The sequence below is a fragment of the Bacillus sp. FSL K6-0994 genome (genome assembly GCF_038630815.1).
Taxonomy (GTDB): domain Bacteria; phylum Bacillota; class Bacilli; order Bacillales; family Bacillaceae; genus Bacillus; species Bacillus safensis.
Window position 1 is genome coordinate 2,048,412 of sequence record NZ_CP152043.1, and the last position, 21,250, is coordinate 2,069,661.

Genomic DNA, 21,250 nt, shown 5'->3' on the forward strand with positions numbered 1-21,250 from the left:
AGACGGAAGACAAGCACGAAGCTACGCTTACGGTGACTTTTATGGAAAATATTGAGGGTGCCGCAAGTTAACGCGTTTTTAGAGGCATTAAATAGATCAGATGGGTTTCTGGTTCTGCTCCGAGACGCAAGGGAATTTTTGTTGTTCCGTAGCCATTACTAATGAGAAAGAACGCACCTTTGACCTGGCCTGTTCTTCCTTTTTCATACGGCCCAAATTTCCCAATTCGGATCTGTCCCCCATGCGTATGACCGCTCAGGACAAGATCGATTCCTTCTTCTTCACTCATCAAATGATGTACATCTGGATTGTGTGATAAGAGAATATTGACATCATCTTTCACAAACTCAGGCCGTATCGCTTCATAATCTGCTTTTTCAAGCCGAATATCATCAATTCCTCCGATTTTGATTCGCTGCCCTTCGAAATTCCATACAGCCGTTTCATTTTGCAAAGTCGTGACATCGTATGCATGAAGAATCTCTTTAAACCTTTGCTGGTGCAGCTCATGATCATTATTTCCCCAAACAAAATAAACCGGCGCAATTCTTGATAAACGTTTCACATTTTCTTCAATCCTTGCATAGGGTACACCTTTTTCTGCTAAATCTCCGCCAATCATAATCACATCTGGCTCTTCCTGTCTGATTTCTGCTAATAAAGTGTCACTGATGAGACGTCTGTGTGTATCAGAAATAAAGAAAATGACAGCAGGCCGGTCTGATTGAAGTGCTTCTATTGTAAAGTAATGCTTTTTGATGTTGTTTTGTTTTGCCGTTTTCACCATTTTTGCCGTTACACACACACCTGTTGTAACAGCCGCAATGGCGGCAGTAAATCCGATGGCATATTTCATCACAAATGGCTCCCTTACATATCTTTCTTTCATAAGACGCTTGAATGAAAAAAGACGTTTCAACTGTTAAACGTCTTTTTTTCTCATTTATTTACTTTCATAATAGAGATTAATGTCGTATTGCTTCTGCATATAGTGAAAAACCGTCTCGCGCTCTTTCCACTGATTTGATTGCGGCCATAAATCTGTGCTTTTTTGTATAATTTCACATCGAAGCCGATGATATTCATCCTCAGCCTTTTCTTCTTTTTTCTTGTAGTAATAAGAGGCGTAAAAAGCAAAGACTTCAGCCATGATCCAAAACAGAAAAACTTCATGACCAAGCAGTGTGGCAATCATGGCTTCCGGCTGAAGCGAGCCGCCTCCCGCATTTGCCGTGATCACAAAATAAAACAAAAGAATGGCCAGCGATAGAAGGGCTGTCCATTGCCATCTTTTGCACTGCTTGGCAAAGCCCTCATATTTATGCTTTCTTTTGATCAATGTTTCCATCATTTTCCGTGTCGGCTGATCCATATATCGGCTGATTGCGTGCAATGTCATCACATACACCCTGTCCCTTTTTTCTACATATGTATGTGCGTGCTTCTTCATTCATGTCAGGTGATTAGTTTTCTAGTGGAATATTCAGCACTTGACCACTATACACGCTGTTACCTTTCAAATGATTATAGGCTCTAATTTTCTCTTCACCCGAACGGTTTTTGTAATACTTCATTGAAATTCGATACAGGTTTTCCTCTGGACCAACGGTGTGCTGCACGACACGAACTGGTTTTTCTTCCTGCTTCTTTTTCTCTTCGGCCTCTTTTCGTTTTTTCTCTTCCTGTTGCTTTTGCAAGGCTAGCTGCTGCTGTTCACGCTTTTTGGCAGCTTCGGCTCTCGCGCGTTCTTTTTCTTTCGCTGCTTGTTCACGCTCTTCTTTCTCTTTAGCAGCTTTTTCTTTTTTCTGCTGTTCAGCTTTTTCTTTCGACCGCTGTTTTTCTTTCTCTTTCTTTTGCTTCTCATCATCAGACGCATCCGCTTTATCAACGCTTGAGTCATTTTTCGTTTCGACAAGTGCTGACGGGACTGGGTCTGTGTCAGCACTTGATGTAGAATCAATATTATATACATCTTGATTATTATTATGGTTGATTTCCTTTGATGTGTAGTAGATCAAAAGGAAGAACACTGTGACGACGATAATAGGAAAGATAATAGCAAGTGTTGTAAACAATGGATTACGCACCTTTTTCGTGCGCTGCTTTTTATATTCATGAAAATCTTCTCGTGTAGGAAAGTGAGAGTCATCTGAAGGCTGCACTTCTTCTTCAAAAATTTTCTCTGCATCATCGTCATGGATGTTTGTCAGCTGCTCCTTCTTTCTCTTCATTCTCGACATTTCTTCCATGTTCATCCCTCCCCCTATATTTCAAACGAATTTGACAAGCAAAGACTAAGTCAATGACAAAATGGGTCATGACAGGAACAAATAAATTCCCAGTCCACTCGTATAAAAGTCCTAAAAAAATACTAATAGAAACCACAAGGATAAACAAGAGTATTTTTGATAAGTAGCGAAAGTGAAGGAGCGCAAACACAATACTGGCAATCTCCAATCCAAATTGCTGCTGAACGATCCCTCGGAATAGAATTTCCTCTGAAAAGGCGATGAGCAGTGTTAACCAAACAATATGCGGGATGCTGCGATTTTTGAACATTTTTTCATTTAATCCGCCATCATCATACATATGAGCAGGAAACACCTTCATAACAATCGCATCCACAATAATCACAACCGCAGCGCCGCCAATTCCATAAGTCAGTATCCGCGCATCTTGGATCTCCCAAAGGGATGTAAAATCTGTCCAATGATTGAACATAAATATACCTAGTAAAAAAGAAATGATCAGCATCAGCAGCTGCGTGAAATACAGCTGTTCTACAACTTGTCGATCGGTTAATTTTTCGATGATTCGGCGATGTTGTTCAATCAATGCTGCGCCTCTTTTGTCAGATGAAACATATGGTCCAGCACGGTCTTCCAGTGTTTCATTTCATTCAGCTCCAATGGTTGATCTTTTTTTTCATAATCAGACAGGTCAAGTCCGCAAGAAGAGCAGCAGCTGCCAGAGGATGCGCTCTCCGTTTGATCAAGCTGTTCGTAAAAGTATGATAACAGAGATTGTCTAAAGCAGCTATGATCTGTGATCCGCTCCTTAAATTGCCACACTTTTCTCAGTTTTTCAGTTTGTCTGTCCTGCAATTTCTCTTTCAGTTTCATCAGGAGCACACGAGGCTCGTCAGACTGATACATCCTGTAATAATGGATCAGCATTCTTGCACGTGTCTCCTGAAGCCCTGATTCCATCAATTGTTCACGTAGTTTCTTTTCATCATTTGTCTGCATTTGTGTCAGCCTGGCTAAGAAAAAATCAATTTCTGGATCATCAAAGCCCTCTGCTTGTATTAAATGCTGTTGAATATCCGCGTCCTCTTCTGTATATAAAAGAATGCTCACACTATTTTTCCCGTCCCGTCCTGCTCTTCCAATTTCCTGCATAAATGCTTCAATAGACTGCGGCGGGCTCATATGAATAACAAATCGTATATCTGCTTTGTCAATTCCCATTCCAAAAGCACTTGTACAACAAATGAGGTCAAGCTGTCCGCTGATAAATTGCTGCTGAATAAGCATGCGGTCTCCTGCATCCATTCCGCCATGGTAATACTCTACACGCTGATGGGTTTTTTGTTTCATTATGAGCGCCATATCTTCTGTCATTTGCCGGGTCGGGCAATAAATCAGGCCAGGGCCTTGCAGGAATTCCACAAGCTCAATGGCCCGTTTCTCTTTTGCTTCTTTCGTTTCATGCGCTTCTTTGACTAATGCGATGTTTGGCCGGTTGACAGAATGGATATGAAAGTCTGGATGCTGCAATCTTAACGTTTGCACGGTATCTTTTAGCGTTTGTTTTGTTGCAGTTGCCGTGAGTGCTAAGGCGACAGGATGACCTAACGCTTCTCTCCATTCTCCCAGCTTGGAATATTCCGGACGGAAATCATGCCCCCATTCGGATATACAATGGGCTTCATCGACGACGAACAGACCAATATGCATCGATTTGAGCTGTTCTAGCAGCACCTCTGACATTAATGCCTCAGGCGCGACGAATAAAAATTTATATGATGGCAAATGCCGAATGATATGCCGTCTCTCCTGAAAAGATAATGTGCTGTTCAGTGCCGCCACTCGTTTTTCTCCGCGCATTTTCATTCGTTCGACTTGGTCCTCCATAAGCGATAACAGCGGCGAAATAATGAGAACTAATCCTTCAGTCATATAGCCGGGAATTTGATAGCAGATGGATTTCCCTCCGCCAGTAGGCAGCATGGCAACCGTATCTTTCTGATTCAGTACACTTTGAATAATGTCCTCTTGACCTGCTTTAAATGAGTCGTAACCAAAATATCGCATGAGCGTCTGATGAAGCTTATCCATTTGCTTTCACCATCCTTGTCAGAGCCAATCTTATTTGAAAATAAGTAAATGGATGTTCGAGTTTTTCTTTAATCAGCTTCATTTTATTTGTTTGAAGCTCCCTGGCTACTGCATGAATGGCCTGCTGCTCTTCTTCGCTCACATACGGCTCTATTGAGAAGCTCGGTTCATGTATGGACAGCTCGACAATATGGTCTTCGATCGTTGCCTTTTTTAATGAACGAATGTGAGCAATCTGATCAATATCATAGCCTTTTTGCACAAGCTCGAGCGTTTTATGGGTAGAGGTTGTTAGCACGCGTTTGAATTCAAGGTCACCTATGAGCTGCTGCATGACCTGCGCTTCACCTTTTTGGGCAGCATGAATAAAATAATGGAGGACATTCCAAAAAAGCAGGTACACATACCACACATCTTCTTTTAGCCACTCTGCCATTTGCTGATACGTACGCCCAATTCTTTCATTTGAGGTCAATGAATAAACAAATATCAGCGCCTCTTGATCACTTATACGGCTAAGGAGCTTTTCGAGTTCATGATGCAGCTCTTCCGAAAGCTTATTCTTCTCGTGATGCTGTTTTAAGAAGGATTTCGTCCAGCTTTGTACAGATACATCTCTTTGTATTGGGACATATTGATGCGATCCAGCCAGATGGTGAGACAGCACTTGTACAAGTAACGAGAGCCTCATCCATAGCACCTTTGCTTTATCATGATATTTGGCACCATGAAAATAAGCGGGCATCGGTTTTTCTGAGAAATACTGGTTTAGCATATGCTGTCCTGCATCTGTAACAGTGAATGTCTCCCCTGTTTTTTTGATGTAGTGCTTTTCGTCAAGTTTTATAGTAGAGCGATTCAGCTGATTCCTCGTAAACCCCGGGTAACAGCCGAAATACTTTGAAAGCTGAAACAAACTGGCATCCTGTATGGTTTGTGATGATTTTTTTCCTTTAAAAAGATGGTAGACAGCACTTATGGAGCGTTCGCCGTTCAATTTATATACGCTGTCCATTAACATGACATCCAAATAATGAAGAGTCATTCGCCAAAGCACCTGTCTTCCTGACAAAATTCGAATATTTTCTCCCTTTATTTTAACAGATTTCATAGAAGAAGAAATGTTTAAACTCAATTTGTGGGGGAAAGTTATGAACAAACCCTTATGTGATAAGCATTCTCAATCACTTTACAGTTGAAATGTGAAATTAAAATCATTACAATAAGGTTTGAGGAAATTGTTTTTTATCGGTGAAACTAAAAAGGTTAGACCATTTGTTCCATCGAACAATCTGGGAGGTATTTTTTTAACATGGCAAAATATACAATTGTAGACAAAGACACATGTATTGCTTGCGGCGCATGCGGTGCAGCTGCTCCAGACATTTATGATTATGATGATGAAGGCATTGCATTTGTTACGCTTGATGACAACCAAGGGACTGTAGAAGTTCCAGAAGTGCTTGAAGAAGATATGCTTGATGCATTTGAAGGATGTCCAACAGATTCAATCAAAGTTGCGGACGAATCTTTCGATGGTGACCCGCTTAAGCACGAATAGTATAAAAGCCCCTTATGCAGGGGCTTTCAGCATGTAAACAAACCCTCGCATTCGGTGTCAGGTCTGCGCTCCAGTGCTCACGAATATTCAATTCGCTCCGCTCCGGTACTCGTCCTTCCTAGACTGCAAAGGTTTTCTATCACGCTGAAATGAAGACAAAGAGCTAAAATAAAGATCATTTTAGCTCTTTGTCAACAATCTAAAAGCCCCTTATGCAGGGGCTTTTTTTATATTAACTATTTTGAAGTCGGCGTTTATTTTCAAACCAAGGACGCATTTTCACAAAAATGAGGCTAAACACGATGGTAATGATGATTCCTTTAATAAAGTTAAATGGTAAGATCCCTGCTGTAATGGTCGTCTTGAGCGCATGATCGGATAGTTCTGGCGCGTTTAAGAACCATGTGTAAGCTGGCAGGAATAAGAAGTAATTTAAAATACTCATCATCACAGTCATAAGCAATGTACCCGCGATCATAGACCATGCCATCCCTTTTGCTGATTTGATTTTTTTGAACATAAAGGCGACTGGCAAGATAAATAATGTGCCTGCAATGAAGTTCGCTACTTGCCCAACAGGAACACCGGACATACTGCCTTGAATGAGGTAATGCAGTACATTTTTTAATGCCTCAACAGCAATCCCTGCACCCGGTCCATAAATTAAAATCGCAATAATCGCCGGGATATCACTGAAATCAATTTTCAAATACGCTGGAAGACCCGGGAAAGGAAAATCCAATAAAATTAACACAAACGAAATACTGCTGAGCATACTGGTAACAACTAAACGCTTTACTTTACTTTGATTCAATATTCTCTCTCCTTTTCGATCAAATCTTTCGAAAAGAGGATTGTTCCATTTTAGCCACAAAAAAACCGCCCTTGAAAACAGGAGCGGGGAAATTGGGCTAGACAAATAAACGTGTGAACATCAATGTTTTCAACGTTTACGAACCTCCATCTTCTCCCATCCAGACTATACTGTCGGCTTCGGAATCACACCGAATCCTGCCAAAAAGGCTCGCGGGCTTAGAGACTATGCTCATCACCGCCGGTAGGGAATTACACCCTGCCCCGAAGATTGATCATTATTCAATTCGACATCATTATATATGATATATGAGCATTTGTACAGATAAAAATCCTGAGCAAATTCATCAGTTTTAAGAAATCGTAAAAAACACAAAAATTATAATGACAAATGCGCAAAAATTGGTTATCTTTTGTTTAAAGGTGTTCATTCTTTATAAAGACACAAAGAAATGTTCGTGTTTTCTTTTTCACTTTACTGCTTTAATTTGATTGACACAGTGAAAAGGAATATGGTAAATTATCAGATATTTATGACGTTTATTTTAGGAGGAAATCTTACGATGTTTCGAGTATTAGTCTCAGATAAGATGAGCAATGATGGTCTTCTACCACTTTTAGAATCAGATTTTGTTGAAATTGTCCAAAAAAATGTAGCAGAAGCAGAAGATGAATTACACACGTTTGATGCCTTACTTGTCAGAAGTGCCACGAAAGTAACGAAAGAGCTTTATGAAAAAATGACTTCATTAAAAATTGTCGGCCGTGCCGGTGTGGGAGTAGACAATATTGACATTGATGAAGCGACCAAGCATGGCGTCATTGTAATCAATGCACCAAACGGTAATACGATCTCGACAGCTGAGCATACGTTTGCTATGATTTCATCACTTATGCGTCATATTCCGCAGGCCAATATTTCTGTCAAATCAAAAGAATGGAACAGAGGTGCTTATGTTGGTGCTGAGCTTTACGGAAAAGCTCTTGGGATTGTCGGCTTAGGCAGAATCGGAAGTGAAATCGCCCAGCGTGCAAGAGCATTTGGCATGACAGTCAACGTGTTTGACCCATTTCTCACAAAGGAACGTGCAGAAAAAATTGGCGTCAATGCGAAATCACTTGATGAAGTACTCGAAGTATCAGATATTATTACTGTACATACGCCATTAACAAAAGAAACACGAGGACTTCTCAATAAAGAAACGATTGCAAAAACGAAAAAAGGTGTTCGCCTTGTAAACTGTGCGCGCGGCGGCATTATTGACGAAGCTGACCTTCTTGAGGCACTTGAAAGCGGCCATGTGGCAGGAGCTGCACTCGATGTATTCGAGGTAGAACCGCCAACTGATAATCCGCTTGTGGATCATCCACACGTCATTGCAACTCCGCATCTTGGTGCCTCTACAAAAGAAGCACAATTAAATGTAGCGGCGCAAGTATCTGAAGAAGTCCTTCAATTTGCAAAAGGCCTTCCTGTCATGTCATCTATTAATCTACCAGCGATGACAAAAGACGAGTTCAAAAAGATTCAGCCTTATCATCAATTTGCAGGAAAACTTGGACGTCTTGTCTCTCAATCCATGAGAGAACCTGTAAAAGAAGTAGGCATTTCTTATGAAGGCTCTATTTCAAAACTCGAAACATCCTTTATCACAAAAAGTCTTCTGTCAGGCTTTTTAAAAGAGCGTGTTGATTCGACTGTGAATGAAGTAAATGCTGGAATGGTCGCAAAAGAACGAGGCATTAGCTTTAGTGAAAAAATTTCTTCCAGCGAATCTGGTTACGAAAACAGTATTTCTATTGAAGTCAAAGGTGATCTTTCAACCTTTACTCTAAAAGCGACTTACATCCCGCATCTAGGGGAGCGCGTTGTTTCTATTAATGGTTTTAATATTGATTTTTATCCAGATGGACACCTTGTCTATATCCAGCATACAGATGCACCTGGTGTGATTGGAAAGGTTGGACAGATTTTAGGCGACCATGATGTCAACATCGCCACAATGCAGGTGGGACGTAAAGAAAAAGGCGGCGAAGCCATTATGATGCTTTCTTTCGACAAGCATCTAGAGGACGAAATTGTGAAAAAATTAACTGAAGTGCAGGATATTCTTTCTGTCCGCCTGATTGATCTATAAAAACAGTGATAAACCTCATGCAAAAGCATGAGGTTTATTTTGTTGAAACCATTAAACGGTCTCCTGTTCGAATGAGATGAGTCGTCAGCTCATTGATCTTTTTCAATTGTTCCACAGTCATTTCATGCGCCTTTGCTATCGACCAAAGGGTATCCCCTTGTTTAATGACATATGTATTTTTTTCATGTCCATTTACATGAAGAGCCGGCTCTTGGAAACGTTCCACAGCAATCATTTTGAGCGGATCTACCGCATCCTTTTTGCTGACTGACCAATTGCCACGATGTACTTCAAAATGCAAATGAGTGCCTCTGGAGGCTCCTGTGTTGCCAATTATGCCAATCGGCTGTCCCGCTTGTACATGGTCACCCTTTTTCACAAAACGCTCGTGTAAATGAGCATAGACGGTTTCGTATCCATTTGGATGCTGAATAAATACAACTTCTCCATATGTAGCCGATACATATGAACGCGTGACCACACCTTCACTTGCAGCAAAAATGGATTCTCCTTCTGGCGCAGCTATATCTAATCCCTTATGCGAGCCGCCCCTTGTCCCAAACAAGTCAGTGACTTCTCCTTTCACTGGTTCCACCCATTCGTTTGTCCTCTGCGCATGGGCAAATGGCGCTAAGATCAAGAGCAAAAAACAGCTGGCACCTATGAAGCAATACCTTTTCATCAGTGACTCCCCTTTTTTGAGGTTCTTTTCATGACAGCTTAGTATACAGCAAGAAGACCCTTTTCTATACATCAAAAAAGAACGCAATGAAATGCTTGCGTCCTTTAACGATCTTTTATGACAACTGGATTCGGCAGGGCCGGTACCTCTATTGGTTCATTTAATTCATATGGTCCTACTTGATCTGTTCCTTCATATTGAATGGTGACATCTGTAAAACCAAAATCTTTCGCTGTGAGCAGCAGACCTTCAATGAGTAGAGTATGATCAATTGAGTCCGATAATTGTGCTGATGCTCCAAACGTGATGGTTACATGCTTACCTTTTGATGTCACTTCTTTAATGGGTTCTTCTTTAATTAATGGTTCAAGTCCAGAATCACTCGTGCGTTTCATGGCCTCTACAGCTTCTTCATAAGAAGAATAATGTGTTTTGGAGGGCACCAAAAAAGTCCCGCTCTTATTTTCTAACACGTAATAAGCTTTCTTCGTTTGTTTATCAATTGATATTGCGCCAATGCTGCTAGCCCCTAATTGAAGATGAGAGCCTTTGACTGATTTGACTTCCACTTGTTTATACCTGCTCCATTTGAGCGTTTCTTTTACCATATCTTTAAATCGATTGGCTTCCTTTATCGTATCAAGGGACAAATCATTTTTTAACTGAAAAACAAGTGTATTCCCATTTTCACGAAGGTCCACCATCTCAAGATAAGATTGAAGTGGCTTTGTCATTTCAGGCAGCTGCACCTGTTCATATGTGTTCATCATTTCCTGCAAATGGTCATGTTCATTCTCTTTTTCAATACTAATGGGAACCACTTGAGACGTCGATTCATCTATGTATGCAACCGTCATATACTTTTGCTTGTCTTCATGAGAAACAACGTGTGTGGTACCATTTGCCTGTTTGACGGGCTCTAATGTGGCATTTGCCTGTCCTTTGTCAGCACTTGAGTCCATTTTTATCTGTTTATGCTGTTCTTGAGCAGCCGGCTGAAATAAATGAGGAGAAATTAAAAACGCCATAAATAAAACCACAACGGTTGCCACCGCTGGACCGATCCATTTGACACTTTTCTTTTTCTTCCCGCTTGCCATCAGCACCTGCTGGTATATCTGCTTAGATGAACGGTTGTCCTCCACCTTTGGAAGCTGACTTAGTAACACCTTGATTCGTTCTTCGCTCCAATCGGACCTGTTCGTTTTCATTCACTAGCTCCTCCTTCAAAAGCTCCATATGTTTTCGGAGCACTTTCAGGCCTCGGTGCTGCGTTGTTTTGACTTTGCTTTCCGAGAACTTTAGCGCCTTTGCCGTCTCCATGATTGAGTAGCCCTGGATAAACCTTAAAATGATGACAGCTCTTTGATCAATCGTGCAGTGATCAAGCGCGGCATAAATTTCTTTAGTATTTTCATCCTGTACAGCCAGTTCGTCTGGGAGCAAGTCTGGGTCTTTTACATCCTGCTTATCCCAATCAAACGTGCCGAGTACCCGTTGTCTAATGGTTTGCTGCTTGCGAAACCAGTCAATCGCCACATGCCTTGCAATTGAAAACAGCCATGTTTTCTCGCTGCTTCTTCCTTCAAAAGTTTTATATGAGTGAAGTACCCGAATGTAAACCTCCTGTACGAGATCCTCTGCCTGATTTTTATCTTTAACCATATAAAATAAAAACTGGTACAAATCTTGATGGTACGAATCATATATTTTTTGAAAGGTTTCATGCATAGGAAACCCCTCCGTTCACTTATTTTTGTCGAGTGACTCTTATAAAACGTTACATTACAACTTTATGACAAATATATTACAAGTTCGACAGTTTGGAAAGGGCTTTTTGTTTAACTTCTCCTTAAAAATTTTAAAATAGAAAAAACACTTCATTTTCTTTACGAAAAGAAGTGTTTCTCATGTAACAAGATTCTTCGTCAAGATTAGACGAGTTCCTGCTTTTTTCTCGGAATATAGAATGTGAAGTGTGTACCTGCCCCCGCTTTGCTGTGAGCATGTATAGAGCCTTGATGCGCCTCGATGATGTTCTTCACAATCGCAAGGCCAAGTCCAGTACCAGAACGCCCTCTCGTCCTTGCTTTATCGGCTTTATAAAAGCGTTCGAAAATAAAGGGCAGATCCTCTTCCGGAATTCCGCTCCCCGAATCTTTTACATCCATTTTCAGTCCGTTCTCCACCGATTGAACCGAGAAGTGAACCTCGCCGCCCTCTGGTGTATGACGAATAGCATTATCAATGAGATTCGTAAACACTTGCTCAATCTTATCTGGATCGAATACAAAGTGCGGTTCATCCACTTGAATATCATACGTAAGGTCGATTTGTTTTTCTTTCGCAATCCCGAGAAACTTACGGAAGATCTTCTCTGTCAGCTCTTCCGTATCTGTTGATTCAAGATTCAGTGTAATATGACCTGCTTCCATTCTCGCTAGATCTAGAAGGTCATTCACAAGACGTCCCATTCGAAGTGATTCATCATAGATAATTTGCGCAATCTCTTTCTTTTCCTCTTCTGATCCCGCAATATCATCTACAATTGCCTCACTGTACCCTTGCAGCATGGCAATTGGTGTACGAAGTTCATGACTGACATTGGCAATGAAGTCTTTTCTCAGTTTATCAAGTCTTCGTTCCTCCGTCATATCACGAAGGACTGCAACTGCTCCCCTGACATCCTGCTGATTATACAGCGGAGACATAAGAAGAACCCAGGTACGCCCTTGCAGCGTAACTTCGATCATTTGCTCTTTTTCTGTGCTGACAGCTGTATGAAATAGCTCGCGCGCTTCTGGCGGCAGTTCATCTCCATCCTTGATCTTCATATTTTGCTCGTAATACCATGCCTGCAAAAATCGTTCTGCGGGAGGATTTGTCATCAAAATCGTTCCATCAATATTGATGGTGATGACGCCATCAGCCATACTGCTTAAAATATTAGATAAATGTTCTTTTTCTTGATTTAAGGCTGTGATATGGAATTTAAGCTGCTTCCCCATTTGATTAAAGGCGATTGCCAGTTCTCCAATTTCATCTTGCGTTAAAATAGGAATCTTTGTATCAAATTTCCCTTTCGCCAAATCTTGTGCACCCTCTCTCATCTTTCTGAGAGGATAGGTGACACGTGTTGACAAGAAGAAAGCGAATATAGTGGTCAGTACAATCGCAATGCCGGCGGCTAAAAAGATGTAGCGTGTCGTATGTTTCGTTGTTTGTTCTACAGCGAGGAGTGATTGAGAAAGAAAGACCATGCCTTTTTTTCCGTTCGCCTCATATGGAACACCGACTACAATCCGTTCATCTTTTCGATTGCCTGCATCAGGTTCTGCACGTTTACTGATTTTTTTACGATCTTTCAGTGCTTGATTTAAATCGTTGTCCGCTTCAATTTGTTTCTTTGTAATTGCAGGAAGCTTCCCGTCTTTTTCAGACGAATACCACTCTAGCCCGTCCTCTTGGATGATCGCAATACTCGTCAATTTGTCAGCGAGTTCTGATGTAATCGACCTCGCAAGCGATTGATCCTCATGGCTTTCTAAAATGACCGCTACTTTGTTTGCCATTTGTGTTAAATCAGATTTTGCTTCTTCTACATGATAATTCTCAATGAACTCTAAAAGAAGCACAGTTAAAATAGATAAAACGATCAAGACGAGGAAAAGAATGGTTAACCATAGCTTTCCTACAACACTTTTCCACAGTTTCATTCAGCGCCGACCTCAAATTTGTACCCGACACCCCATACAGTTACGATTTTTTTCGCTGCTTCTGGTGACACTTTATTCAGTTTTTCACGAAGTCGTTTGACATGAGTATCAACTGTTCGTAAGTCTCCAAAGAATTCATATTGCCATACTTCTTTTAGCAGCTTTTCTCTGTCATAGACCTTATCTGGTGTTTTTGCAAGGAAATATAAAAGCTCATATTCCTTCGGCGTGAGGCTGACTTCTTTGCCATCAGCCGTCACTCTATGTGCATCATGGTCAATAGAAAGATGAGAAAACACAAGAACATCCTTTGTTGTTGTCCCAGTATTCAAATAAGACGTTTGAGACGATCTTCTGAGCAATGCCTTTACGCGTAAAACCACTTCACGCGGGCTGAAAGGTTTGACGATGTAGTCATCCGTTCCTGCCTCAAATCCTTGAACACGGTTGGCTTCTTCTCCTTTTGCCGTCAGCATAATGATTGGAGTCGCTTTTTTATCTCGAATTTGATTACACACTTCGATTCCATCTGTACCAGGCATCATTAAATCGAGCAAAATGAGGTCGTAATCGGTTTGAAGCCCTTTTTGAATCGCTTCATCTCCATTTTCCGCTTCATCGATTTCATAATTTTCACGTTCTAAATACATTTTTAAAAGGCGGCGAATTCTTGCCTCATCATCTACGACTAATATTTTCGTTTGAGTTGTGTGTTCCATTAGACAGTCCTCCTGCTTTCTCCGTTGTTACATTCATTTTAACAAAAAGCCGAATTGAATCATAAAAGTTGGCTTTTCCTTGTGATTATGCGTAAGAATGAAGCCCCGCAATGACAAGGTTAACAAAGATGAGATTAAACATAATAATGGCGAAGCCGATCACAGCAAGCCATGCGGACTTTTCACCATGCCAGCCTCGCGACAAGCGAAGATGAAGATAGGCAGCATAAAAGAGAAACGTAATCAATGCCCATACTTCCTTCGGGTCCCAGCCCCAAAACCTAGTCCATGCAATTTGCGCCCAGATCATGGCAAAGATCAGCCCGCCTAACGCAAATACAGGGAAACCAATCGAAACAGCCCTATACCCAATTTCATCGACTAAATCTAGGTTCACCTGTTTCACTAACGGTTGAAGCAGTGCGCTCAGTCGTTTGCGAATGATCAATCGAATGAGTCCGTATATAATCAGCCCTACGCCAAATGACCATAACACTGTATTGACCTTTCTACCTGAAAAAACAGGCGGCAGCTCAACAAACGGTTCCAAACGATCTTCCGTCACAAGCTCCCCTTTATGAGGTCCGACAAGAGCTGGGAGCTCATAGACCATCTCACTTTTTTCTTTATTTTTATCAATCCAATTAAATGTTGCTTCATATCCTGTCATTCTAAAGATAGACGTAACAGCGATAAATGCAAGTGTGACCACAATCATAAACATGACAAGCTCTAAACCAAACGTCTTCTTCCCTGGCTTTGTTTGATCCACATGCTTTAGTAGAAAGATGACACCTGCCACAAAGCTGATGGCTAAAATGGCTTGGCCAAGTGCTGCTGTTGTCACGTGAATATAAAGCCAATTACTTTGAAGTGAAGGAATCAGCGGTGAAATATCTGATGGGAACATACTTGCATAGGCAATAATCAATAAAGCGATTGGAAGTGTAAATAAACCAAGTACAGACACTTGATACACAAAATATAAAATGATGAATGCAAGCACCAGCATCATGCCAAAAGCCGTTGTGAACTCAAACAAATTACTGACAGGTGCATGACCAGATGCGATCCATCTTGAAATAAAATAGCCCAACTGGCTCAAAAAACCGATGATGGTAAGCGTAATGCCAATGAGTGCCGCCTTATTTCTGCGCGGTCCTTCTTCTTTCTTTTTTCCCTTAATGGCACCACCAAAAAAAGGAACTGCCGCTAAATAAAATAGAAAAGCTGCAAATAACAGATTTTCACTGACTGCCGCCATCTAATCCTTCCCCCTTGCTTTTGCTGATACTTGTTGTATCAGGCAGTTCTTTTTGATCAACTGGCTGTTTGATGCCACTGCCGTGCAGTAACACACCAAGATCGGACTTTAAGCCGAACCAGTTTTTGTTTGTATGTCCTGCCACCAATACTTTTCCATCCTTTGCCGACAGCCAGATTCTTCTATGCTGCCAATACATCCCCTGCACGACACCGATCATGAAGATGATTCCGCCTACTATGAGCACGCCAAGTGTTAAATCCTTTCTCACTGTTAACCCTGTGACGTTTTTCGTTTCGACCCGATCAAACTTCATTTTATATAGATTGTTATCAGAACCCTCTACTGTCTCTTGAATGGCGACAAAGCTTTTTTCACCTTTAGGTTTTTCAGGAGAAATCATTTCAAACACGAAAGCAGGATTATTCGGATTCCTTGTTTTCGTACTTGGCGTTCCATCATCGTCAAAATAAAAATCAGGCAGATAGCTCATCACCTTGACTTTGTAACCGCTACCAAGATCATATTCTGACTTAGGCTCCAGCAGATTAATCTTCACTGTACCGAAAGATTTTTCTGTATCTTTACGAATCAGCTGAAAGACCATTTGATCGAGTTCATTTTGTTTAAAATCCACTTGATATAATGAGAAATTGTCAAACTTGAGCGGTTCATTCACTTTGATATCGTGTTCTGTTACCTGCTTCAGCTTGGGCTTTTCACCAAATACAACTTCTCCTTCACGTTTGTATAAAATGGCATCCGTTTTATAGCTTTTCACCACTTGACCATCGCCAGCTTTTTCAATGGCATTCTCAAACACTTCTTTTTCATTTCCAGTTTCATAGCGATCAATTGAAAACGCATTATTTTTCAAGAAGTATTGACCATCCGTACCTGGAATTGGTGCAGTTTCCCCTTCTCTGACCCAAAGCGTTTCATCCACGTACATGCCCGGGACAAACCGGAGCATCGCTCCAATGAGAAAGATGATTAGTCCAATGTGATTGACGTAAGGTCCCCAGCGTGAAAAACGTCCTTTTTCGGCTAAAATATGCCCATTTTCTTCTCGCACGCGGTAACGCTTTTGTTTCATTGCTCTTATGATGCCTTCATATGTATGCTGATCTAATGTTTTGTCTGTCTCGCTAAACAGACGCTGTCTTCTCATAAAGCCTTCTTTTTTGATAACCCCTTGGTTTTTGAGTGCACGATAAAGAGGAATAACGCGATCGAGACTGCAAATGACAAGGGAGATTCCGATTGATGCGACAAGAGCTAAAAACCACCAAGAATTATAAAGATCATGGAATCCAAGTGTGTAATACAGCTTGCCAAACGATCCATATTGCTCTTCATAATACGTGGAAGCAGATGCACCTGGCGGAATAAATCGCTCCTGCGGAAAAATCGTTCCAAGCGAAGAAGCGAGCAGTGTAATGACAATCAGCCACACACCCACTTTAACGGAAGAAAAAAAGTTCCATACTTTATCAACAATCGTTTTGTTGTATGTTTGCGAGCGTCTTGCACTGCCGTCATATCTCATATCAAGCAGCTTTGAAGAGTTTTTCTCTTTAGCCGCAATGGGATTCCCGCATGATTCACATAGAACAGTACCGATTGGATTAATATGTCCACACTCGCACTTTACCTCTTTCATTCTATGACCCCTTTGGTTTAATCAAATTCATATATTCATAGACATTACGTTCTGTCATCGTTCCCTTTATGACTTTGATTACCTTGCCTTCAGGATTGATTAAAAATGTGGTTGGCAGCGGCGTAATATCATATGCCTCTGTCACTTGACGATCTTTGTCCATGGCAACAGGAAAATTCACGCCATAGGATTCCATAAAATTTTTCACGGCAATCTTGGATTCCGCAACATTGACTGCAACAATTTCCACACCGCGATCCTTGAACACTTCATATTGATTCGCCATATAAGGAAATTCTTGTTTACACGGTCCACACCATGTACCCCAAAAATTAAGAAAGACACCTTTGCCTTTTAAGTCCTTTAACTCAATCCGATCCCCATCGACAGATTGAAGGACAAAGTTTGGCGCAATAGATCCTTCTTTGACTCGATCCTGTTTGGCAAATACTGAGTTATACATTGTATAACATAGTGCCGCAAGCATCACGAGGAGAATGCCCGTCCGTATGAAAAACCGTCTTTTTTTCATCTGAAGTACCCCTTCCCCATAGACATTCAGGTAAATTATAGCATTCTCCTTCTTTTGATGCTTCTTCATTTTTTGAAGTTTATGTGAAAATTAAAAAGCGCTTTTCCCATGATCGGCAATTGCTCTCAGGCGCTTTACTTCATGCGGAGACAATTCTCTGCGGTCTCCTGGTCTCATACCTTCAATATGAAGGAACGAATATTGCTCCCTTTTTAGCTTTAACACATCATGTCCAATCGCTTCAAACATGCGGCGCACCTGTCTGTTTCTGCCTTCGTGAATGGTTAATTGAACAATACAAGTTTGCTTTCGTTTATCAATAGAAAGCATTTTCGCACGAGCAGGTGCTGTTTTTTTATGATCTAACATGATCCCTTTTTCTAGCTTTCTAAGCAGTTCCTTTGAAGGAATGCCTTTTAGCTTCGCTGCATACGTTTTATCAATTTCGTATTTCGGGTGCATGAGCTTATGGGCAAATTCCCCATCATTTGTAATCAAAATCAAACCGCTCGTATCATAATCTAACCGGCCGATTGGATAAAGACGCTGCGGGACATCATCAAAGAAATCTGTGACGACCTTGCGTCCTTTATCATCCTCGGCAGCCGAAATGACGCCGCGCGGTTTATAAAGCATAAAGTAAACCGGTTCTTCTCTTTCAAGCTTTAATCCATTGACTTCAATTTTATCTGAAGAGCCCACCTTCACTCCGAGCTCTGTCACTGTTTGACCATTAACGGTAACTCGTCCTTCTTTAATTAATTCTTCAGCCTTTCGTCTTGAAGCGACGCCGGCATGTGCAATTACTTTCTGTAAACGTTCCATTTGTCTTTCACCTCATGTACTATCTTACTTGCTTGACTTAAAACAAACAAGCATTCGTGGAAAAATAAGCGTTTCGTCTGTCTAATTTCAGCTAAAAAGCGATTTTCCATCCATGAAATACAAAAAAGCGCCTGATTAGGCGCCGCTAAATAACAAACTGACGATAATGACAGATGCAATGACACCAATGAGATCTGCTAACAAACCTACTTTCAGCGCATCTCCCATTTTTTTAATCCCAACTGCTCCAAAATAGACCGTTAAAATGTAAAGGGTGGTGTCTGTTGACCCTTGCATGACAGCTGCAAGCTGGCCAATAAAAGAATCTGGACCATATGTCGCTATCAAGTCTGATGTCATTCCAAGTGCAGCCGTTCCTGATATCGGACGAATAAACGCAAGCGGCACCACTTCTGGCGGGAAACCAATCGCTGTAAAGACTGGTTTTAATAGTCCCATAACAAAATCAAGCGCACCTGACGCACGGAATATCGTAATGGCTACAAGCATACCGACTAAATAGGGAATGATTGAAAAGGCAATTTGAATGCCCTCTTTTCCTCCCTCCACAAATGTTTCATAGGTTGGTACCTTTTTAATGGTTCCAGCAATCAAAATTCCTGCGATGATCAGTGGTATCAAAGCAAGTGACAGCCAGTTAATAAATGCCACAAGATCACCCCCGCCTGCTTCTGCGATAGTGGAAATAACGATCGATGATAATTGCACCGATTCCTGAAATGAGTGTTGCTAAAATGGTTGGCCCTACAATGTCTGTTGGCTGATCTGCCCCATAGGTCATTCTTATTGCAATGACGGTTGTTGGCACAAGTGTGATAGAGGATGTGTTGACCGCTAGAAATGTAATCATAGAACGGCTTGCTTCATTTTTCCCGCCGTTTAATGATTTCATCTGCTCCATCGCCTTAATTCCAAGCGGTGTAGCGGCATTCCCGAGACCAAAGAAATTCGCCATGAGATTGGACAAAATATACCCCATTGCAGGATGATTAGGCGGAATATCCGGGAATAGCTTTGAAATAAAGGGCCGGCACAATTTACTAAAGAAATTTAACAGCCCTGCCTCTTCGGCAATCTTCATAAGCCCGAGCCAAAAAACGAGGACACTAATTAAACCAATTGAAATAGTAACCGCTTCTTTTGAGCCTTTAAATACAGCCTCGTTCACTTCCTGCATCGTTCCATTAAACATCGCATAGACAAGACCGATGACAGTGAGAAATACCCAAATTAGATTGACCATGAAGATCCGCCTATAGATGTCTGAAAGACAGACTTAAACATTTCTTGGAAACTTTTTTGAGGCATGCGGTTTCGTTTATTTTCATAAAAAATCGGTAATTGCTCGATCACCTGTCCATCTAATAAAATCGTCATTTTTCCGACAACATCTGGGATGGTTTCGGCGTTTTTTTTCCATTTCTTTTTTGGAGCGAGCATTTCCGTTTCAATTTTCACAAGTTTTTTTTCATCTTCATTTAAAAAATAGTCCACATCACGCTTGATAAACGCTTTTTTTTCGTAAAAGGTCCCTTTTAACGAAGCAAGCCTTCCTTTTTCAGCAAGCACATACGTTTTATAGTGATCAAATGCATATTCAAACATAGAGATATGATCCTTCCAGTCGTCCGGCGCATTAATGGTCACAGCGATCAGCTCGGCATCACCTTTTGCAGCGGTGGAGACAAGTGTTCGTTTTGCAAGCTTTGTATATCCTGTTTTCCCTCCAGTGGAATATTCGTATAAACCGGTGAGCAGCTTGTTTTTATTTTTCCAATAGCCTTCCATTGTCTTCGCTTTATAGAAAGTTGTACCGGCAATTTTTTGATATTGTTTATGCTTCATTGCGTATTTTGTTAGGATCGCCATGTCATAGGCTGATGAATAATGATTTTTATGATCATCGAGTCCGTGCGGATTTTGAAAATTCGTATTCTCCATTCCTAGTTCAGCCGCCTTTTGATTCATCATAAAAATAAAGCCTTCTAAGCTGCCGCCAACATGCTCTGCAATGGCAACAGCTGCATCATTTCCAGAACGCAGCATGAGCCCGTATGTCAAATCTTCTAAGCTCACCTTCTGCCCTTCCTTTAAATAAATGGATGACCCCTCTGCCCCAATCGCACGTTTTGATACTTTAACGGTATCTTTCATTTTTCCTGATTCAATGGCTAATACAGCCGTCATGATTTTTGTAATACTGGCGATTCTTCTTTTTTCGTGCTCGTCCTTTCCAAATAGGACTCTGCCTGACTGTCCATCTATTAAAATGGCGCTTCTTGCACTCACTGATAATGAAATGTCTGCTTTGGCATGTGAAGAAAAAGGCAGTAAGAGTGTAAATAGAAGAAGGACTGCTGTTCCAATTTTTAAATAGGGCATGTTCATTCACGTCCTTGTCCGTTTTGTACAAGTGTATGCTCAGCTGAAAAAGTTATGATGCCTCGTCCATAAAAAAAAGCGCCTCTACATGTAGAGGCGCTTCTTCAAGTTGCTTATACCATTTTCACTTGCTGATGAGATGCCGTATATTCCAGCTCTTCTCTCATCGCTAAAAAGTCTTTTTCTAATGAAGAAAATAATTGTTTCATATCAGCGGATACTTCATGGTGAAAGACAATGCTGCTTTTTCCTGTATAGGCCGATCGGCTGTCTTCATACCATGTATCCTTTTTTGGCGTGAAAAATTCTTCAATGCATTGATGATAAATACGGTGAAGCATCTGCTGTGCGGCCTGCTGCGGGAATGTCTGCTGCTGGCCCATTTTCCTGCAAACTGCTGCTGCATCCTCGCTGTACACTGCAAGCTTCCGTAATGTACTCAATATGTCACAATAATAGGCTTCCGCTTCGGGGTTTAATCGTTTCAAGCTTGATAAGGTGGCTTCGTTCAGAAAACCATTCATTTCAATTGCAACCTTTGATAAAAAGACGCCTGCTTGATCAACTTGAGCCTTTACATTCATATGTGCCATT

22 protein-coding genes and 1 riboswitch are annotated in these 21,250 nt (G+C 41.2%); of the genes, 2 read left to right on the plus strand and 20 right to left on the minus strand.

Going from position 1 to position 21,250, the window contains the following annotated elements; genetic code table 11:
- Positions 1–67: 67 nt before the first annotated feature.
- The 6 genes from MHB69_RS10445 to MHB69_RS10470 all read right to left on the minus strand — a co-directional run bounded on the left by MHB69_RS10445 (position 68) and on the right by MHB69_RS10470 (position 5,385).
- On the minus strand, positions 68–856 hold the full coding sequence (locus MHB69_RS10445; RefSeq protein ID WP_034280400.1) for a metallophosphoesterase: 789 nt from the start codon (positions 854–856) through the stop codon (positions 68–70).
- An 87-nt stretch (positions 857–943) separates the two neighbouring features.
- Complete coding sequence (locus tag MHB69_RS10450; RefSeq protein ID WP_070326536.1) at positions 944–1,399, minus strand: DUF2663 family protein; 456 nt, start codon at positions 1,397–1,399, stop codon at positions 944–946.
- 64 nt (positions 1,400–1,463) lie between these two features.
- Positions 1,464–2,249: a LysM peptidoglycan-binding domain-containing protein gene (locus MHB69_RS10455; RefSeq protein ID WP_061109299.1), complete on the minus strand. Its 786-nt coding sequence runs from the start codon at positions 2,247–2,249 to the stop codon at positions 1,464–1,466.
- The gene (locus MHB69_RS10460; protein WP_034280396.1) at positions 2,194–2,835 is read right to left on the minus strand and encodes a CPBP family intramembrane glutamic endopeptidase; all 642 of its coding nucleotides are present in this window, start codon (positions 2,833–2,835) and stop codon (positions 2,194–2,196) included. Before MHB69_RS10460 ends, MHB69_RS10455 begins: the two co-directional genes overlap by 56 nt.
- On the minus strand, positions 2,832–4,340 hold the full coding sequence (locus MHB69_RS10465; RefSeq protein WP_327827582.1) for an ATP-dependent DNA helicase RecQ: 1,509 nt from the start codon (positions 4,338–4,340) through the stop codon (positions 2,832–2,834). Before MHB69_RS10465 ends, MHB69_RS10460 begins: the two co-directional genes overlap by 4 nt.
- Positions 4,333–5,385 (minus strand): helix-turn-helix domain-containing protein, encoded by a 1,053-nt coding sequence (locus tag MHB69_RS10470; RefSeq protein WP_342495546.1) that lies wholly within the window; start codon positions 5,383–5,385, stop codon positions 4,333–4,335. Before MHB69_RS10470 ends, MHB69_RS10465 begins: the two co-directional genes overlap by 8 nt.
- A 267-nt stretch (positions 5,386–5,652) precedes the next feature.
- Here MHB69_RS10470 and MHB69_RS10475 point away from each other — a divergent pair, with 267 nt between their 5' ends.
- A complete protein-coding gene (locus tag MHB69_RS10475; RefSeq protein ID WP_008361239.1) occupies positions 5,653–5,901 on the plus strand; it encodes a ferredoxin in 249 nt (82 codons plus the stop codon).
- Between the two features lie 232 nt (positions 5,902–6,133).
- Here the strand turns inward: MHB69_RS10475 and MHB69_RS10480 are convergent, their stop codons facing one another.
- Complete coding sequence (locus MHB69_RS10480) at positions 6,134–6,715, minus strand: ECF transporter S component (protein WP_041109656.1); 582 nt, start codon at positions 6,713–6,715, stop codon at positions 6,134–6,136.
- A 144-nt stretch (positions 6,716–6,859) separates the two neighbouring features.
- Positions 6,860–6,990, minus strand: a riboswitch (FMN riboswitch).
- Positions 6,991–7,277: 287 nt separating this feature from the next.
- Here MHB69_RS10480 and serA point away from each other — a divergent pair.
- Entirely contained in the window at positions 7,278–8,852 is a 1,575-nt protein-coding gene (serA, locus tag MHB69_RS10485; RefSeq protein WP_342495547.1) for a phosphoglycerate dehydrogenase, read from the plus strand.
- A gap of 34 nt (positions 8,853–8,886) precedes the next feature.
- On the opposite strand, the gene MHB69_RS10490 is transcribed toward serA, so the two are convergent.
- The 13 genes from MHB69_RS10490 to MHB69_RS10550 form a co-directional block, all read right to left on the minus strand.
- Positions 8,887–9,534, minus strand: a complete 648-nt coding sequence (locus MHB69_RS10490; RefSeq protein WP_214755536.1) for a M23 family metallopeptidase — start codon at positions 9,532–9,534, stop codon at positions 8,887–8,889.
- A 104-nt stretch (positions 9,535–9,638) separates the two neighbouring features.
- Positions 9,639–10,745: a sigma X negative regulator gene (locus MHB69_RS10495; RefSeq protein ID WP_327827583.1), complete on the minus strand. Its 1,107-nt coding sequence runs from the start codon at positions 10,743–10,745 to the stop codon at positions 9,639–9,641.
- Complete coding sequence (gene sigX / locus MHB69_RS10500) at positions 10,657–11,265, minus strand: RNA polymerase sigma factor SigX (RefSeq protein ID WP_024422837.1); 609 nt, start codon at positions 11,263–11,265, stop codon at positions 10,657–10,659. The genes MHB69_RS10495 and sigX overlap by 89 nt, the downstream gene beginning before the upstream one ends.
- Positions 11,266–11,468: 203 nt before the next feature.
- Positions 11,469–13,250 (minus strand): ATP-binding protein, encoded by a 1,782-nt coding sequence (locus tag MHB69_RS10505; RefSeq protein ID WP_046311653.1) that lies wholly within the window; start codon positions 13,248–13,250, stop codon positions 11,469–11,471.
- On the minus strand, positions 13,247–13,969 hold the full coding sequence (locus MHB69_RS10510; protein WP_003215596.1) for a response regulator transcription factor: 723 nt from the start codon (positions 13,967–13,969) through the stop codon (positions 13,247–13,249). The genes MHB69_RS10505 and MHB69_RS10510 overlap by 4 nt, the downstream gene beginning before the upstream one ends.
- An 85-nt stretch (positions 13,970–14,054) precedes the next feature.
- Positions 14,055–15,233 carry a c-type cytochrome biogenesis protein CcsB gene (ccsB, locus tag MHB69_RS10515; RefSeq protein WP_024428071.1) on the minus strand — a complete coding sequence of 393 codons (1,179 nt, stop codon included), beginning with the start codon at positions 15,231–15,233 and terminating at the stop codon, positions 14,055–14,057.
- Positions 15,217–16,896, minus strand: a complete 1,680-nt coding sequence (locus MHB69_RS10520; RefSeq protein ID WP_034280384.1) for a cytochrome c biogenesis protein ResB — start codon at positions 16,894–16,896, stop codon at positions 15,217–15,219. The genes ccsB and MHB69_RS10520 overlap by 17 nt, the downstream gene beginning before the upstream one ends.
- A gap of 1 nt (position 16,897) precedes the next feature.
- Positions 16,898–17,428 (minus strand): thiol-disulfide oxidoreductase ResA, encoded by a 531-nt coding sequence (locus MHB69_RS10525; RefSeq protein ID WP_041085967.1) that lies wholly within the window; start codon positions 17,426–17,428, stop codon positions 16,898–16,900.
- 90 nt (positions 17,429–17,518) lie between these two features.
- Positions 17,519–18,253, minus strand: a complete 735-nt coding sequence (gene rluB, locus MHB69_RS10530; RefSeq protein ID WP_024422842.1) for a 23S rRNA pseudouridine(2605) synthase RluB — start codon at positions 18,251–18,253, stop codon at positions 17,519–17,521.
- Between the two features lie 135 nt (positions 18,254–18,388).
- Positions 18,389–18,925, minus strand: a complete 537-nt coding sequence (locus tag MHB69_RS10535) for a spore maturation protein (protein ID WP_024422843.1) — start codon at positions 18,923–18,925, stop codon at positions 18,389–18,391.
- A gap of 4 nt (positions 18,926–18,929) precedes the next feature.
- Positions 18,930–19,517, minus strand: a complete 588-nt coding sequence (locus MHB69_RS10540) for a nucleoside recognition domain-containing protein (protein ID WP_034280382.1) — start codon at positions 19,515–19,517, stop codon at positions 18,930–18,932.
- The gene (locus MHB69_RS10545; protein WP_034280381.1) at positions 19,505–20,656 is read right to left on the minus strand and encodes a D-alanyl-D-alanine carboxypeptidase family protein; all 1,152 of its coding nucleotides are present in this window, start codon (positions 20,654–20,656) and stop codon (positions 19,505–19,507) included. Before MHB69_RS10545 ends, MHB69_RS10540 begins: the two co-directional genes overlap by 13 nt.
- A 113-nt stretch (positions 20,657–20,769) precedes the next feature.
- A complete protein-coding gene (locus MHB69_RS10550) occupies positions 20,770–21,249 on the minus strand; it encodes a YpuI family protein (protein ID WP_034280380.1) in 480 nt (159 codons plus the stop codon).
- Position 21,250 lies beyond the last annotated feature (1 nt).